We start from the raw sequence: 17,026 nt of genomic DNA, 5'->3' as shown, positions 1-17,026 counted from the left end.
CCTCCCCCCACTACCTTCTCGGCGAGTTCGAGCAGGACCACCAGGTGATCCCCGAATTCGCCGCGCGTGCACGCGAGTTCGGCATGCAACCCGACGCCCGACTGTGGGGTTGGGGAAGAGTCCACCGCACCGAGAAGCCCCTTGACCAACTGTTCGTCGAGGTCGGGGAGTTGGTCGTCGACTCGGCCGTGCAAGCCGGGCAGCCGGTCGTCGGATCGGCGGCGGATGTGGACTTCCTGTTGCTGTGTTCGACGCAGTTCCCCGGTGACGCGCACACCCATGGTGCGTTCATGGAGGCGGTCCTGAACGGGCTGGGGCTTGACTGTGCGTTCCTCGGGCTGACCCTCAACCGGTGTACCAATCTGGTGAGCGGGCTCTCGGTGGCCGAGGCGCTGGTGCGCGGTGGCACGTACCGCAACGTTTTGGTGATCACCGCGGATCGTTGTGCCACGGAGTCGGCTCGGATGGAGAGCTTCGCTCTCTTCAGCGATGGTGCGGCCGGGTGTCTGGTCACCTCGGGTCCAGGTGAGTTCGAGATCCTGGGTTCGGCGAGTGCGCAGGACCCCGGGGCGTTGGAGTGGCACAACGAGATCAGTGCGGACCTGTCACGGCAGGTCAATGACCGTCTTTTGCCGCCACACGGGCTGGCCCCGGGTGATCTGGCCGGCGTGTTGCACAGCAATCTGTACATGCCGGTCGTGGTGATGAAGGAACGTCTGGCCGGCTTCACGGCCAGCCAACTCGACACCGGCAACACGGCCAGGACCGGGCACTGTTTCGCCGCCGATCCGCTGATCAATCTCGTCGACCGCCGTACCGAGCCGGGCGGGCACTATCTGCTCGCCGCGAGCGTGCCGGGTTGTCGCGCCGCGATGTTGCTGCGCAAGACCCCGTCACGGCCCTGACCCGTTCCCGTCCCAGGACAGCGTCCGGAGGTATCCCATGCCTGCTTTCGCCCTGCCCGACGTGTTCGTCGTAGCCCCCGAGTCCACTTCGGAGTTCGACCCGGCTGCCGTTGCGGCGGCCGGCGAGGTGATCGCCTCGGGTCCCGAGGCGCTCTACCGACGCCTGGTCGGTGACCAGGAGTCCGAGGTGGTGTTCCTTCTCGCTCGGCATGCGCTGAAAGGTTTCTGCAGTGGTGATGGTCCCGCCAACGGGGCACGGGAGCCGACCGGGCACGGCGGCGTGGACGCTCAGGGCGGCGCCGATCGGATCGCCGAGGAGACAGCCGAGGTGCGTCGGCGGATCGCTGCGCTGCTGAAACCGTTGGGTGAGGCCGAACCCCGGGTGCGGGAGGCGGTGTTGGCCCAGCGGGCGCCGTTGGCGCTGATCGGTGGCTGTTGGTTGGACTCGGTCTCCCAGCCGGCCACCCAGCCCGCGACCGTGGTCAACCACCTGGTCCGCCATCAGTTCGCCTGGCGTGGCGAGGGCAACCCGCGACGCGGGCTGCATCGGCTGCGCGGGCGCGCCTTGGAGGACCAGGGGGTGTTCCTGCCGGATGTCACGGCGCCGGACTTCCTGTCGCAGGCCGAGGCGCGGCCGCTCACGGCCTGGCATGGTGCCTACTACCTCAGTCTGGCCAGGTTGCCCGCGACGTTCCTGCCCGAGGTGTTCGGGACGCACTACGTCATGGCCACGCTCGGTGTGGACGAACTCCTGCTCGGGACCCGTCCGTTGCTCGCGGAGGCCGATCTGCGGGCAGCCCTCGTCGACTACCTCGCGCTGGCCCCGGCGCCGGTCAGGAGCAGGGTGTGCGCGGCGGTCGAGCGCGCGTTGGCGTTGGAGTTGGCGCATGCGCGTCTGCTCGTCGAGGTTGCCGAGTGGCATGCCGGGCTCTCGCTGGATGCGCAGGTCGGGCGGATCGTGGCCAGGCATGCTCCGTTCGCGGGCAAGCAGCACCGCAATGTGCGCGTCGGTCGGCGACCGTTGGCCGAGCGGTTCGGTGATCCCGACTTCGATCTGGGCGCGTTCGTCGGTGAGTTCCGGGCCTCGCCCCAGTTGAAGCCGCGTGCGGGTGGCTGTCGGTTCCTGCAGGCCATCAAGTTCGGCGGCCCCATGTTCGGCATCTTCGACGAGCGGGAGGCGGCGACCTTCGAGCGGTGGGCCGATGCGGTAGCCGCGGGGGAACCTCCCGGCGTCGCGGTCGCTCCCCTCACGGCCGGTGACGGCGCCGCGCGGGCGTTGGCGGCGGCCGTCGCGGCGCCTCCGTCGGACGTGCGGCTGCGGCCGGCGGAGCGGGGCGATGACCGTGACTTCCTGCATCGGCTGGTCAACATCGAGAACTTTCCCAACACGTTGGCCCTCGCGCGGGCGCACGCCGAGGAGGGACTGGCCCGTGCCGAGGTGTTGTTCACGCATGGCGGGGGCGGGGTGCTCACCGATGCGAGTTGGTTCGACTACTCACCCGTGGCCCTCAACGAGCGCGTCGACCGCATCTACTGGAACAAGCTGGTCAACCCGTATCGGCCGTTGACCAAGATCCCGGACCGCGACGAGGTCGTCTTCGGTCAGAAGACCTTTGCGCTGGGCAGCATGATCGACGGTGCGTGGGCGCACCGCATCGGCGCGACCGGGCGCTACACCCGGCGCAGTGACGGCATGTTGTACTCGATCTACGCCGACGAGATGGGTCGCGGGGACGTCACCAAGAACCACATCACGCTGATCTATCAGGTGCTCGCGAGCATGGGCATCGAGGTGCCGCACCTGCGCGAGGCCGCCTTCCTCGACCAGGACGAACTCCCCGACCACCTCTACGGGTTCTCGCTGTTCCAACTCAGCCTGGCGCTCTTCCCGGACTCCCTCTACGACGAGATCCTCGGCTACAACCTGGGCATCGAGATGTTCGGGCTGGGCACCATGCGGATGCACGAGATGCAGAAGCTGCGCCACTACGGCTTCGACGTCGCGTACGAAGAGGCGCACCTGTCCATCGACAACCTCTCCGCCGGCCATGCGCGGCAGTCCGCCGAGCTGATCGTCGCGTATCTGCACGACGTGGCGAAGGTGTCCGGGGCCGACGCGGTGCCGGCGCACTGGCGTCGCATTTGGCGCGGCTATGCCTCCTTCGCCTACTTCATCGAGCACGAGCTGGTGACCGGCCTCGCCCGGCCCGAGTCCGCGGACGTGATCATCTGATGCCCCCCACGACCCCCACCTCCCCCAGCACCTTCGACCCCCACCTCCTCGCACTCCCGCTGTACGAGGATCACCATCGCGAGCTGGCCGGGCGTCTGGTGGCCTGGTGCGACGAGCACCGGGAGGTGCTCGCCGGCGCCGGGCGGCCGGAAGCGGTCGGACCGCGCATCCTCCGCGCGCTGGGGGACGCGGGTTGGCTGGCGTTCCTCGACGGCGGTCCGGACGACTACCGCGCGCTGTGCCTGGCGCGGGAGGCGCTGGCGTATGCCGACGACCTGGCCGACTACGCGTTCTCCATCCAGGCGTTGGCGGCCACGCCCCTCCGTCGCTTCGGTTCCGAGGAGCAGCGTCGTCGGTATCTGCCGGGGCTGGCCGCGGGCACGCTGTGCGGCGCGTTCGCGGTCTCGGAGGAGGCCGCGGGTTCGGATGTCTCCGCGATCGGGTTGGCGGCGCGCGAGACCGACAACGGTTGGCTGCTCAACGGTGCCAAGGCGTGGATCGCCAACGCGGGTATCGCCGACGTCTACACGGTGATCGCGCGCACCGGTCCCGGTCCGGGTGCGCTCGGGCTCAGTGCGTTCCTGGTCCCCTCGGACACGCTCGGGCTGCGCGTCGAGCCGGTGTCGATGATCGCGCCGCGCGCCCTGGGTCATCTGGTCCTCGAAGACTGTGCGCTGCCGCCGGATGCGTTGCTCGGTCGGCGCGGTGGCGGGTTTCCGATCGCGATGGAGGTGTTGGACCGGTTCCGGATGACGGTCGGTGCCGCCGCGCTCGGCTTCGCCCGCCGGGCCGCGGACGCCGCGTTGGCCCGGGCCCGGGAGCGGCCGATGCAGGGCGGGAAGCTGTTCGATCTGCCCACCGTGCGCGCCGCGTTCGCCGACATGGAGGTTCAACTCGACGCGGCCGCGCTGTTGGTGGCGCGGTCGGCCTGGGAGATCGACCGGGGCAGCCGTCGGTACGCCCGGCATTCCTCGGTGGCCAAGCTGTATGCCACGGAGGCCGCGCAGCAGGTCGTGGACAGCGCGGTGCAGGTCTTCGGGGCGGCCGGGCTGGTACGGGACAGCCTGTTGGAGCGGCTGTACCGGCAGATCCGGTCGCTGCGGATCTACGAGGGTTCCTCGGAGGTGCAGCGGGCGATCATCGCGGCGGCGATCGATCCGGGTCGGGCGCACCGAGGGCTCTCATGACGCGGTCAGGTGTGGTGACGCCGGGCACGGCGGCCGCCCATCGCGATCCGTATCCGTTCTACGCCGCGCTGGTGGCCGAGCGGCCCTTCGGCTTCGACGCGGACGGCGGGGTGTGGGTGGCGGCCGGTGCGTCGGCGGTGTCCGAGGTGCTCGCCGATCCGTCCTGCCGGGTGCGGCCGGGTGCCGAGCCGGTGCCGCGCGGCATCCTGGGCACGCCGGCCGGCGAGGTGTTCGGCGAGATGGTGCGGATGACCGACGGTGCCGGGCAGGCGCGGCGCAAGCGGAGCCTGGTTGCGGCGCTGGACACGGTCGGCGCGGAGCAGGTCGTCGCGTTGGCCGCGGCGCAGGCGGCCCGCGCGGTCGACTGGCACGATCTCCAATTCGGCGTACCGGTGCGGGTGGTGGCCGAGTTGTTGGGTGCGGACGGGGATGTCCCGGCGGAGGTGGCCGGGCTCGTCGGCGCGTTCGTCCGGTGCATTCCGGCCTCGGCCACCGCCGAGGATCATGCCGCGGCGGCGGGTGCTGCCGCGGACCTGCTTGAGCTGCTCGGTCCGTACCTGCGTGCCGGGGGTGGCGGTCTGCTCGGCGCGCTGGTCCGTGTGGCCACGCGCGAGGGTTGGCCGCAGCCCGGCCCGCTCCTGGCCAATGTGATCGGCCTGCTGTCGCAGACCTATGACGCCACGGCGGGGTTGGTCGGCAACACCCTGCTCGCGCTGGGCCGTTACGGGCGGCCGGACGATCTGGCGGCGTTCGTCGCCGAGGTGGTCCGGCATGACGCGCCCGTTCAGAACACCCGCCGGTTCGTGGCGAGCGACACCGCCCTCGCCGGTCATCGTGTCCCGGCCGGCTCGGCGATCGTGGTGTTGCTCGCCGCGGCCAACCGCGATCCGCGGGCCAATCCCGATCCGCACGTCTTCCGGCCCGGCCGGGCGGATCCGCAGGTGTTCACCTTCGGCCGGGGAGCCCATGGGTGCCCCGGCCGTGTCCTGGCCACCGCGATCGCCGTCGGTGTGGCCGCGACGGTGACCGCAACGCCCTCTCACGCGGGCTACCGGCCCTTGCCCAACGCCCGCATTCCCGTGCTGAAAGGCCAGTTCCCATGACCCGATTACGGACCGGGCACCAGGTACGCGGCATCGCACGCAGAGCGCCGCGGACACCCCTCGATGTGCCGGCACCGTGTTGGCCCGACGGCCGCCCCACGCGCCGTCGGCCGCCCTCCTCACCCGCCAGCGGGAGCACCACCGGACTCACCAGGTCCTCGACCGGAAACGGGGGCGATGCTCGATGATCGACAAAAACCATCTCAGCGTGCTCGGTATCGGTGTGGGGCCGGCCAATCTCAGTCTGGCCGCCCTGCTCTCTCCGCACCGCGATCTGCCGAGCCTGTTCCTCGACCGTAAGGAAGCCTTCAGCTGGCACGACGGTCAGCAGATCCGTGGCACGACGCTCCAGGTCACGATGCTCAAGGACCTGGTGAGCCTGGCCGATCCGACCAGCAAGTTCTCCTTCCTCAACTACCTGCACGACCAGGGCCGGATCTACCACTTCGTCAACGCCCAGTTCGACGCGGTGCCGCGACAGGAGTTCCGCAACTACCTGGAGTGGGCGAGCTGGCGGATGAAGAACATCGTCTACGGGGAGGAGGTCCGGTCGATCGACTTCGACGGCGTCTTCCGTGTGCACACCGACGACCGGGTGCTCACCGCGGACAACATCGCCGTGGGCGTCGGCAACCGGCCGTGGATCCCGTCGACCGGCCAGGCCGGCGCCTGCGACAGCCAGTTCCATGTCTGCGACTTCGTCGAGAAGGCGGTCGACCTCGGCGGCAAGCGCGTCGTGGTGGTGGGCGGCGGGCAGTCGGGCGCCGAGGCGTTCCTCGATCTGATCTCGCGCGAGGGTGACCAACTGCCCAGCCGGGTCTCGTGGTTCTCCCGGCGTCGCAACTTCCTGCCGATCGACGACTCGCCGTTCACCAACGACTTCTACATGCCGTGCTTCTCGGAGTACTTCTACGGTCTGGACCGTGCGCTCCGGGACCGGATCAACCAGGAGAACGTGCTGTCCAGCGACGGCATCTCCGAGCCGACACTGCGGGCGATCTACCAGCGCATCTACCACCACCGGTTCATCGCCCGCTCGCCCGGGCTGATCCGGCTGTACCCGAACCGGGAGATCACCGGCGTGTCCGGGGCCGGGGCCGGGTGGGAGTTGACGGTGGTCAACAACGACCGGCCCGACCGGCCGCAGCGGGTGCCCGCCGATGTCGTCATCTGGTCGACCGGCTTCCGCTCCGGTCTGTTGGACCTGTTCGCCCCGCTGGCCGGCCGGCTGGACGGGGACGGTGGTGAGTACCTGGTGGACCGGGACTTCGCGGTGCGTTGGGACGGCCCGCCGGATCACAACATCTTCGTCCAGAACGCGGCCCCGTCCCAACGGGGGCTGGCTGACAAGAACCTGAGCCTGTTGGCGTGGCGCAGTCAGCGCATCGTGGACCGGCTGCGCGGGGTGCAGCGGGAGGAACAGCTCTCCTCCTTCGTGGAGTGGGCGGACGACGGCAGCGAAGAGGGCGAGCTGCGAGGGAGGGTGTGAGATGGATCTGGGCACGGTAGCGGTGGTCGGCGGCGGCATCATCGGGTGCCTGACGGCCCGGCGGATCGTCCAGGAGTCCCCGTCGAGCCGGGTGTTGCTGCTGGATCGGGACGAGGTCGGCTGCGGGGCCAGCAGGCGCTCGGCCGGGTTGCACTTCCCCCGCGGTGCGAGCGAGCGGGTACGCCGTATGTCGGAGTACAGCCAGGAGTTCTACGAGAAGCTCAGGGCCGAGCGGCCCGCGGTGCCGATCCATCCGGTCGGCATGTCGCTGGTGTCGCGGGCCGGCCGGGAGGAGATGGCGCGCCTCTACTCCCGGCCGGTGCGCCGGGATGGTGACGCGGGTGTGCTCGACGCCTGTGGTGCCGAGGTCCGCGTTCCGCCGGGGATGTCGGTGTGGGACGTCGAGGGCGGGCAGTACGCCGATGTGCACCACCTGGTCGAGGCGTTGGTCGCCGAGGTGCGGCCGCGCGTCGAGGTACGGGAAGCGGTCCGCGTCACGGCGCTGGAGCCCGACGGCTCCGGTGTGCGGCTTGAGTTGGGCACCGGTGAGCGGTTGGTGGTCGACCGGGTGGTGCTCGCGCCGGGCCCGTGGTTGGCCGAGCCTGCCTGGGCGGATCGGGTGGCGCCGCTCGGCGCGCGGGTCAAGCGGGTCGTCGCGCTGCACGTCGATCACCCCGTGGGCGAGCAGGACCGGGCGGTCGTCTTCCACGACGAGGACGCCTTCCTGCTGCCGTTGGCCTACCGCGGGCACTGGCTGTTCAGCTACACCTGCGAGGACTGGGACGTCGATCCCGACCGGATCGGCGCGGATCTCGCCGGGCGCGACCTCGCGCAGGCCCGCGCCTGTCTGGAGCGCTATGCGCCGGCGCTCGCCGCGCGGTGCACGGCCGGCCGCGTCTTCTGCGACGCCTACAGCACGTCCCGGGAGCCGTTGCTGCGCCGACTCGACCCGGACGGCCGGGTGGTGTTCGCGGGCGCGGCCAACGGATCCGGTTATCGCCTCGCTCCGGCCATCGCCGCCGAGGCCGTCCAACTTCTCGACCCGAGTGTGAAGGGGAGTTCGCGTTGAAGATCGACACCTTCGACCCCGCGGCGCTCAGCGATGCCTTCGGGATCGACATGAGCACCATCGACCTGCCTGGTGTGGTCGGGCTGGGCGCGGGCTGGGGCCGGGTGCGGCCGGGCGGGAGCTCCGAGCCGCACCAGCACGACGAGATCGAGATGTTCGTCATCGTGGCGGGCACCGGCGAGATCGTGGTGGACGGGGCGCGCCATCCGGTCGGGCCGGGCACGGTCGTGAAGTTCGACCCGTTCGAGACCCATGTCATCGACAACACCGGTGAGAGCGACGTGTTGTTCGTGACCTACTACTGGCGTGAGCTCCAGCATGCCGCGGAGGTGGCCACGCGCGCGGGCCGGCGGCGCTTCGCGGAGCGGCCGGTGTTCGTCTTCTCCACCCCGCCGACCCCCAACGGGGACCTGCACCTCGGGCATCTGTCCGGGCCGTACCTCGGGGCGGACGCGTTCGTGCGGTTCCAGCGGATGAACGGGGTGCGGGCCTGGCATCTGACCGGCAGCGACGACCACCAGAGCTATGTGGTGGCCAGGGCGGCGCAGGACCACAGCACTCCGGAGCGGGTCGCGGCGCACTACGGCGAGGAGATCGCCAGGACGCTGGAGTTGATGGACATCCGGCCCGACCAGTTCACCGTGACCAGTACGGAGGACGGCTACCGCGCGGGCCTGCGTGACTTCTTCGCGGCGCTGGAGAGCTCCGGCCGGGTGGCCCGGCGGGAGTTGCCCGCGCTCTTCGACGAGAAGTCCGGCCGCTACCTGTACGAGGTGGACGTCTCCGGTGTCTGCCCGTCCTGTGCGGCGGGTACCAACGGCAACATCTGCGAGGAGTGCGGTGAGCCCAACATCGCCGCCGACCTCGGCCAGGCGCGCAGTCGGCACTCGGACGGAGTGCGGGCCGGTGGCCTGTCCCGGCACACCCTGGCGCTGCACGAGTTCGGCGAGTCCGTCGCCCGGCACCACGCGCTCGGTCGGGTTCCGGCCCGGCTGCGGGAACTGGCCCAACGGGTCTTCGCACGCCCCTCGTTCGAGCTGCCGCTGACCCACCCCGCGCAGTGGGGCGTCTCCCCGGACGGTAGCGATGACCAGGTGATCTGGGTGTGGCCGGAGATGTCGTACGGCTTCCTGCACGGCATCGCGCAGCTCGGGGCCCGGGTCGGTGAGCAGTGGCAGGCCCACAAACCGGAGCAGGACTGGAAGATCGTCCACTTCTTCGGCTACGACAACAGCTTCTACCACGCGATCCTGTATCCGGTGCTGTACCAGTTGGCGTTCCCGGACTGGCAGCCGGACATCGACTACCACGTCAACGAGTTCTATCTGTTGGAGGACCAGAAGTTCTCCACCAGTCGGCGGCACGCGGTGTGGGGCAAGGACCTGCTGTGCCCGGAGACGGTGGACGCGGTGCGGTTCTACCTCTCGCGCACCCGTCCGGAGGGTGAGCGCACCAACTTCGTGCGGCAGGCGTACCGCACGACGGTGCGCGAGGTGTTGATCGAGGGGTGGCAGGGCTGGCTCGACGACCTCGGTCGGCGGTTGAACGCGCGCTACGGCGGTGTGGTGCCGGACGCGGGCACCTGGACGCCCGAGCACACCGCGTTCTACGCCCAGCTCGGACGGCGACTGGCGGCCGTGACGGGGCACTTGGGCCAGGACGGGTTCTCCCTGCGGGCGGCCACCGGTGAGTTGGAGGGCATCGTCGCCGATGCTCGGGCGTTCGCCGCGCGGGAGGCGGTGTTGGCCGACGGGTCCGAGTGGCAGTCGGAGAGCCGCACGGCGATGGCGTTGGAACTGGCCGCGGCCCGGCTGCTGTCGAGGGTCGCCACGCCCGTCATGCCGCGCTTCGCCGGGCGCCTGGCCGCGCTGCTCGGCGAGTCCGAGCCGGTCTGGCCGGCCACCGTCGAGTTGGTGCCGGCCGGGTCCCAACTGGACCTTACCGGGCAGGTGTTCTTCGTCGCCGAGCCGCCGCCGGCGTCCTCGGAGGCGGCGCCGGATCCGCTGCCCTGGCTCGCCGACGTGGTGCGCGCCACGCTCGGCCTGCCCGCGGATGCCGCGGTGGCCGACAGGACGCTCTCGGAGCTCGGCGCGTCCTCGTTGCAGGCGGTCACGGTGCAGTACCAGATCCTGGAGCGACTGGACCTCGACATCCCGATGACGGAGCTGCTCTCCGGGCGGAGCATCGCCGCGCTCGGCCGCGACCTGGCCCAGGAGGTGGCCCGATGACCGACTATCTTGCGGTGTTGGAGGAGGTCAGCGCCCGCGGTCTGAGCATCGTCGCGGCCGGCCAGGACCTGCGGTTACAGGGGCCGCGCGAGCGCGTGGACGCCGATCTCGTCGGCCGGATCCGGGACGTCAAGGCCGAGTTGCTGAACCATCTCGACCCAGACCCCGGGTTCGCGCTGACCCCGTTGCAGCAGGGCTATCTCGCCGGCCGCGACGAGGTGTTCGAGCTCGGCAACGTGGCCAGTTACGTCTACCACGAGATCGAGGGGCACTGGGACGTCGACCGGCTCCAGGACGCGCTGAACGCCGTGGTCGCCCGGCACGACTGTCTGCGCTCCCGCTTCACCGCGGCCCAGACCCAGGTCCGCCAGCCGGAGGCCGACGTCCGCATCGGGCGGGTCGACCTGCGGGACGACGACGGCACCGGGCTGGCCGCGCAGCGAGCGCGCTGGAGTCACCGGATGCTGCTGACCGCGCAGGCCCCGCTGCTGGCGGCCGAGGTGTCGCTGCTGGCCGGGGACCGCATGCTGCTGCACGTCGGCCACGACGGCCTGGTGATGGACGGGATCAGCATGTTCCTGTTCTTCCGACAGTGGTGGGCCCACTACCAGCAGGAGCCGCCGACGGCCGACGAGGAAGCCTCCTTCGAGTCCTATGTGGCCGCGCTGGAGAGCGCACGCGCCCGCAAGCCGTACGCCCGGGCCAAGGCGTACTGGCAGGAGCGGTTGGCGGACGGCACGTTGTGGGGCCACCCGGAACTGCCGCTGGCCAAGAGCCCCGAGGCGATCACCACGCCGCGCTTCACCCAGCGCGTGGTCCGGGTGCCGGCGGACCGCTGGACGGCGCTCAAGGAGCACGCCGCCGCGGCCGGGGTGACCCCGTCCGGGCTGCTGTTCGCCGCCTACGCCGAGACGCTCGCCTGTTGGGGCGCCGGCCCCCGCTTCACCCTGACCACCACGGTGGCCAACCGCCCGCCGATCCACCCGCGCGTTTTGGAGTCGATCGGGCAGTACAGCGACCCGATCCTGGTCTCGGTCGAACTGGACCGCGGGGTGCCCTTCGCCGAACGCGCCAAGGCGGTGCAGGAGCGGCTGCGCACCGACCTGGACAACCGGCACTTCTCCGGCGTCGAGGTGCTGCGGGAACTGGGCCGGCGCAGCGGCGGACAGGCCCGTATGCCCTTCACCTTCAACAGTGCCATCGGCTATCCGCTCGCGGACGTGGACGGCTCGGCGCTGGAGCTGTTCGGGCCCGAGGTGCACACCATCAGCCAGACGCCGCAGACCTGGTTGAACGTGTTCGCGATGGAGCAGCACGGTGGTGTGGTCGTCCAACTCGACGGCGTCGACGAGCTGTTCGAGCCGGGGCTGCTGGATGACCTGGCGCGGGGCTACCAACACCTGCTCGACCTGCTCGCCGACGGCGGTGAGTGGAACAACCACTGGTTCGACCTGCTGCCGGCCGAGCAGCGGGAGCGCCGGCGCGCCGCCAACGACACCGACCGGCCCCTGCCGGAGCAACTGCTGCTGCACGAGGCGTTCGTGGCCCAGGCACGCCGCACTCCGCGGGCACCGGCGGTGATCACCTCGGCCGGTGAGCTCAGTTACGGCGAGCTGTACCGGCGGGCCCGCGTCACGGCCGCCTGGCTGCGCGCCCAGGGCGTGGGCCGGGAGGAGCTGGTCGGCCTGGTCATGACCCGCGGGCCCGAGCAGCTCGTCGGGATCCTGGGCACGCTCCTGGCGGGCGCGGCCTATCTGCCCGTCGACGCCGACCTGCCCGTCCGCCGGCAGCAGGAGCTGCTCGACGGTGGCGAGGTGCGGTGCGTGCTCACCAACTCCGGCTGGAGCGACCCGCATCGCCGGCGCACGGTGCTCTCGCTCGACCGCGTCGCCCAGGCCGATGACGCTCCGGAGCCCTCCCCCGTCGCCGGGGCGGACGCCGACGACCTCGCCTATGTCCTGCCCACCTCGGGCACGGCCGGCAGGCCGAAGGGCGTCATGGTCAGCCACCGCAGCGTGGCCAACGTCGTCGCGGACTGCACCCGCCGCTTCGGCGTCGGTCCGGGCGACCGGCTGTTCGCGGTCAGCGCGTTCAGCTTCGACCTCTCCGTCTACGACGTGTTCGGGGCGCTCTCCGCCGGTGCCGCGCTGGTCATGCCCGACCACGACAAGGCCGCCGACGCCGCGCACTGGCTCGCGATGTGCGAGCGCGGCGAGGTCACGGTGTGGAACTCGGTGCCGCAGATCGTGGCGCTGCTGCACGACCAGGCACGCGCGGACGGCCTGGCGCCGCTGGCCGGCCTGCGGTTGGTGATGATGAGCGGCGACCGGATCCCGTCCGAACTCCCGGCGGCCCTGCGGGCGAGCCTGCCCTCGCTCGACGTGGTCGCGCTCGGTGGTCCGACCGAGACCACCATCTGGAACGTCGTGCACCCCGTCGGCCCGGAGGACGACGGCTCGCAACGGATTCCGTACGGGCGGCCCAACGACAACAACACGGCGTATGTGCTCGACGAGGACGGCCTGGATCTGCCCGACTGGGTGCCCGGCGAGATCTTCGCCGCCGGGGCCGGCCTGGCCCGCGGGTACTGGAAGGACGAGCGGGCGACCGACGAGCGGTTCCGGCACGATCGGCGGCGGGGGGTGCGGCTGTACCGCACCGGCGACCGCGGGCGCTATCTGCCGTCCGGGGAGATCGACATCCTCGGCCGCGCGGACTTCCAGATCAAGCTCAACGGCTACCGCATCGAACCGGGGGAGATCGAGACGCGGCTGGTGGCGCTGCCCGGTGTGCGACAGGCGGTGGTGGTCCACCGGCCCGGCAGCCGCGGCGATCAACTCGTCGCCCACCTGGTGCCGGGGAATCCGGATCAACCCGCCGCCGAGCGGCGCGACTTGGAGGACGCGCTGAGCGCGGCCCTGCACGCGCAACTGCCGGGCTACATGGTCCCGTCCGTCGTGGTGTGGCACGAGCGCCTGCCGTTGACCGCCAACGGCAAGGTGGACCGGGGGCAGTTGGCGGCGGGCGAGGTCCCGGCAGCCGAGCCCGTCGTGTCCGGTGACTCCGCGCTGGCGGAGGGCGTCGAGCGGGAGTTGGCCGAGCTGTGGGCGGGCGTGCTGAAGTTGCCCGAGGTGGACGCGTTGACCCCGCTGACCGAGCTCGGTGCGGACTCGCTCGCCGCGGCCCGCATCCTGGCCGGGGTGCGCAAGCGGTTCAAGGTCACCATCCCGCTGTCGGAGCTGGTCCGGCTGAACACGGTGCGGGCGATGGCCACCCGGATCGGAGGGGCCTCGTGAGCGTCCTCAACCAGGTGGTCGGCGGCCCGCCGCGGCCAGGCAACCGGCTCTCGGTGGCCCGGCTCGGCGCCATCGAGTCCTGGGATCTGACCGAGGTCTGGGAGCTGTCGGGCCGGGTCGCCGGGCACCTGCTCGGGCTGGGCGTCCGGCCGGGCGACCGGATCGGCGTCCTCGCGGCGAACTCGCTGGAGTGGGTGCTGCTCGACCTGGCCGCGCTGCGCATCAAGGCGGTGACCGCCGGATTCGACCCGGGCAAGTTCGACTCCACCGGCGCGGAACTCGCCTCCCGTTACGGCCTCGCGGTGCTCTTCACCGACCAGGACGAGACGGCCGACCGGGTGCGCCCGATCGCCGAACTGCGCGGCCTGGCCCCCGCTAAGGCGGAGCTGCCGGCGGTGACGTGGGAGCCCGACGAGGCACCGGCGCTGAAGTTCACCTCCGGCAGCAGCGGCCCGGCCAAGTCGCTGCTTGCCAGCGCCGGCAGCATCGACAACTCCCTTGCCGCGGTGCAGGAGTTGTTCGCGCACGGCCCCGGCGACGACCTCTTCGTCTTCCTGCCGCTCTCCCTGCTCCAGCAGCGGTACTGGGTGTACTCGGCGCTGGTGTTCGGCCACGACGTCACGATCAGCACCTACGAGGCCGCGTTCGCCACCCTGCGCACGACGCGGCCGACGGTGGTGATGGGCGTACCCGGCTTCTACGAGACGGTGCGCGCCCACCTCCAGGCCGCCACCGCCCGCACCGGTGCCTCGTCCGCCGAGGCGGCCATCGGGGTCTTCGGCGAGCGGATCCGCTACCTGTGGACGGGCTCGGCACCGGCCAACCCGGCCACCCTGGAGTACCTCACCGACGCCGGCCTGCCGATCTTCGAGGGCTACGGGCTCAACGAGACCTGCATCGTGACCAAGAACCACCCGGGCGGGCACCGCCCCGGCAGCGTCGGCCAGGTGCTGCCGGGCAAGGAGGTCCTCATCGACGCGGAGGGCGTCATCCACGTCCGCAGCGAGCGACCGGTGGCCACCCGCTACGAGCACGCGGAGCCGGGCGAGTCGGAGAAGATGTTCCGGCCGGGCGGCATCGTACGCACCGGCGACGTCGGCCATCTCGACCCGGACGGCTATCTGTTCGTGCACGGCCGGGCCGACGACGTGATCGTGCTGGAGAACGGCAAGAAGATCGCCGTGCGGCGGATCGAGGAACGCCTGAAGAACCATCCGGCGATCGAGGACTGCGTGGTGACCAACCCGTCCCAACGGCAGCTCGTCGCCATCGTCTCCCCCGCCGGGCAGCCCGCGGACGTCGCGCTGATCGCGACGGCGCTGCGGGAGGCCAACGCCGCGCTCGACCACGACGAGCAGCTCGCCAAGGCCGTCGTGGCGGAGCGGTTCACCGTCGACAACGGGCTGCTCGGCTCCCAGTTCAAACCCCGTCGCAAGCAGATCGAGGCGCGCTACCGCGGCCTCGTCATCGACCCCGAGGAGGGCATCCGTGCCTGACACCATCGAATCGGCGGCCCGCTCCGCGCTGGCCGAGGTCCTGCCGCAGCCGCTGCCGCCCGAGGACATCGACGCCGACGCGCAGCTCGACCACCTCGGCCTCACCTCGCTGAACAAGGTGCTGTTCCTGACCTCGTTGTGCGACCGGGTCCAGGTCGGCCTGCACCACTTCACCGAGCACGACCTCGCCGCGATGCGCACCCTCGGGCAGGTCGTCGCCGCGCTGTCCCGGCACGCCGAGGTGAGCTGAGAACCACGGCGACGGCGCCCGATCACACCCCAACTACGCTCCGCATGAACCGCGTTGTCCCTCGCAAGCGGGCAGCACCCCACTCCGTCCCCAGGGCGGAGCGACCAGGAGGAAGATCCACATGAACTGGCACGAGCGCGCCGCAACCGTCCTGGAAGACGACGCCGTCCGCCTCCGTCCGATCGAGGCGAGTGACCGGGAGGGCATCCGGTCGGTGGCCATGGACCCGGCCATCTGGCGTTACTTCGTCGCGTTGGTCACCGACGAGGCGTCCTTCGAGACCTTCTTCGACACCATGCTGGCCGACCACGCCGCCGGCCGACGGGTCGTCTTCCACATCACCGACCTCGCCACCGGCCGCACCGCCGGGTCGATGTGTTACGGCAACCTCTCGGAGCCGGACCGCCGGCTGGAGATCGGCTGGTCCTGGCTCGGCCAGGACTTCCGCGGCGCGGGCATCAACCGCCATGCCAAACAGCTGCTGCTGCGCAACGCCTTCGAGCGACTCGGCGCCGAGCGCGTGGAGTTCAAGACCGACCGGCGCAACGAGCAGGCCCGCCGCGCCCTGCGCAACATCGGCGCCACCGAGGAAGGTATCCTGCGCAGCTTCAACCCGATGCCGGACGGCACCCGCCGCGACGCCGCCTACTACAGCGTCCTCGCCGGCGAGTGGCCCTCGGTGCGCGACCGGCTCACCGCCCAGGCGGCCGCGCGGTGACAACGCCCGTGCCGGTGGCGCACGTTCTCGCCCACGGCGAGCCGTACGCCACCGGCTTCGCGCACGGCACCGCCCTCAAGGAGCGGCTGCGCGCCTTCCTCGACGACGGCGTCGCCCGCCTGAACCACCTGCTGCCCACCGCCGTGTCGGTCGCCGGCCTGTCCGACACGCTCGCCGCGTACCGGGCGGAGATCACCCGCGCGACGCCCCGCCTCGCCGACGAGATCACCGGACTCGCGGCCGGCGCCGGGCTGAGCCTGGACGAGGCCACCCTGCTGCAACTGCGGCGCGAGATCATGGGATACCAACGCATCCCCACCCGGGGCGACTGCACCACCTACGCCCGCCCCGGGGTTTTGGCGCAGACCGTGGACCTCAACGGCAACCTCGACGACCAGATCGCGGTGCTCGACGTCGGCCGTGGCGACCGCCGGGCCCTGGTGCTGAGTTTCGCCGGGCTGCTCGGCTATCTCGGCGTCAACTCCCATGGCCTCGCGGTCGGTTTGAACCTGGTGCTCGGCGGGGTCTGGGGCCCGGGCATCCCACCGTACCTGGCCATCCGCCACCTCCTCGACACCGCGACATCGGTCGAATCGGCCCTGGCCACCCTGCGCACCCTCCCCCTCGCCAGTTCCCGCACCCTCGTCCTCGCCGACCCCACCACGACCGCCTGGGTGGAGTTCATCGGCGACGAACACCGCGTCACGACCGGACCGGCGGCAGTCCACACCAACCACTTCCTCGCCCCGGACTTCGTCCCCCGCGACGAACTCAACGTCTTCGCCCGCAACTCCTCACTGCGCCGCCTCGAAGCGGCCGAGTCCGGCCTGCGGTCCCTGCCCGCGCACGCGCATCCCGACGAGCACTTCGCGCTCCTGTCCCAACCACCGATCTGCGTCGGCGACGACGGCGACATCCGCCGGGAACGCACCGTCTGCGCCGTCGTCCTCGACGCACGACACCGGGCGCTGCACCTACGGCCGGGCGACCCCCGACTCTCCCCCACCCACTCCTTCGCCCTCTGATCCCTCGCCCCCACCCCGCTCCACCGG

12 protein-coding genes are annotated in these 17,026 nt (G+C 71.1%); all 12 read left to right on the top strand.

What is annotated here, in order from left to right; translation table 11 throughout:
* Positions 1 to 44: 44 nt before the first annotated feature.
* The 12 genes from ACIQU6_RS05375 to ACIQU6_RS05320 all read left to right on the top strand — a co-directional run bounded on the left by ACIQU6_RS05375 (position 45) and on the right by ACIQU6_RS05320 (position 16,999).
* Positions 45 to 905, top strand: a complete 861-nt coding sequence (locus ACIQU6_RS05375) for a 3-oxoacyl-ACP synthase (protein ID WP_403480297.1) — start codon at positions 45 to 47, stop codon at positions 903 to 905.
* 37 nt (positions 906 to 942) lie between these two features.
* Positions 943 to 3,138: an iron-containing redox enzyme family protein gene (locus tag ACIQU6_RS05370; RefSeq protein WP_403480296.1), complete on the top strand. Its 2,196-nt coding sequence runs from the start codon at positions 943 to 945 to the stop codon at positions 3,136 to 3,138.
* Positions 3,138 to 4,325 carry an acyl-CoA dehydrogenase family protein gene (locus tag ACIQU6_RS05365; protein ID WP_403480295.1) on the top strand — a complete coding sequence of 396 codons (1,188 nt, stop codon included), beginning with the start codon at positions 3,138 to 3,140 and terminating at the stop codon, positions 4,323 to 4,325. The genes ACIQU6_RS05370 and ACIQU6_RS05365 overlap by 1 nt, the downstream gene beginning before the upstream one ends.
* A complete protein-coding gene (locus tag ACIQU6_RS05360) occupies positions 4,322 to 5,428 on the top strand; it encodes a cytochrome P450 (protein WP_403480294.1) in 1,107 nt (368 codons plus the stop codon). The genes ACIQU6_RS05365 and ACIQU6_RS05360 overlap by 4 nt, the downstream gene beginning before the upstream one ends.
* 184 nt (positions 5,429 to 5,612) lie before the next feature.
* On the top strand, positions 5,613 to 6,917 hold the full coding sequence (locus tag ACIQU6_RS05355; protein ID WP_403480293.1) for a lysine N(6)-hydroxylase/L-ornithine N(5)-oxygenase family protein: 1,305 nt from the start codon (positions 5,613 to 5,615) through the stop codon (positions 6,915 to 6,917).
* A 1-nt stretch (position 6,918) separates the two neighbouring features.
* Positions 6,919 to 7,986, top strand: coding sequence for an NAD(P)/FAD-dependent oxidoreductase (locus ACIQU6_RS05350; protein WP_403480292.1), 1,068 nt, complete (start codon positions 6,919 to 6,921; stop codon positions 7,984 to 7,986).
* A complete protein-coding gene (locus ACIQU6_RS05345; protein ID WP_403480291.1) occupies positions 7,983 to 10,214 on the top strand; it encodes a class I tRNA ligase family protein in 2,232 nt (743 codons plus the stop codon). Before ACIQU6_RS05350 ends, ACIQU6_RS05345 begins: the two co-directional genes overlap by 4 nt.
* On the top strand, positions 10,211 to 13,510 hold the full coding sequence (locus ACIQU6_RS05340; RefSeq protein WP_403480290.1) for an amino acid adenylation domain-containing protein: 3,300 nt from the start codon (positions 10,211 to 10,213) through the stop codon (positions 13,508 to 13,510). The genes ACIQU6_RS05345 and ACIQU6_RS05340 overlap by 4 nt, the downstream gene beginning before the upstream one ends.
* A complete protein-coding gene (locus ACIQU6_RS05335; RefSeq protein WP_403480289.1) occupies positions 13,507 to 15,006 on the top strand; it encodes an AMP-binding protein in 1,500 nt (499 codons plus the stop codon). Before ACIQU6_RS05340 ends, ACIQU6_RS05335 begins: the two co-directional genes overlap by 4 nt.
* A complete protein-coding gene (locus tag ACIQU6_RS05330) occupies positions 14,999 to 15,256 on the top strand; it encodes an acyl carrier protein (RefSeq protein ID WP_403480288.1) in 258 nt (85 codons plus the stop codon). The genes ACIQU6_RS05335 and ACIQU6_RS05330 overlap by 8 nt, the downstream gene beginning before the upstream one ends.
* A gap of 121 nt (positions 15,257 to 15,377) precedes the next feature.
* Positions 15,378 to 15,974 carry a GNAT family N-acetyltransferase gene (locus ACIQU6_RS05325; protein ID WP_403480287.1) on the top strand — a complete coding sequence of 199 codons (597 nt, stop codon included), beginning with the start codon at positions 15,378 to 15,380 and terminating at the stop codon, positions 15,972 to 15,974.
* Positions 15,971 to 16,999, top strand: coding sequence for a C45 family autoproteolytic acyltransferase/hydolase (locus tag ACIQU6_RS05320; protein ID WP_403480286.1), 1,029 nt, complete (start codon positions 15,971 to 15,973; stop codon positions 16,997 to 16,999). The genes ACIQU6_RS05325 and ACIQU6_RS05320 overlap by 4 nt, the downstream gene beginning before the upstream one ends.
* Positions 17,000 to 17,026: the final 27 nt, after the last annotated feature.

The organism is Streptomyces sp. NPDC090442 (genome assembly GCF_044769405.1).
Taxonomy (GTDB): domain Bacteria; phylum Actinomycetota; class Actinomycetes; order Streptomycetales; family Streptomycetaceae; genus Streptomyces.
Note: the sequence above shows the minus strand (reverse complement) of the source record. Positions and strands in the feature narration are given on the sequence as shown.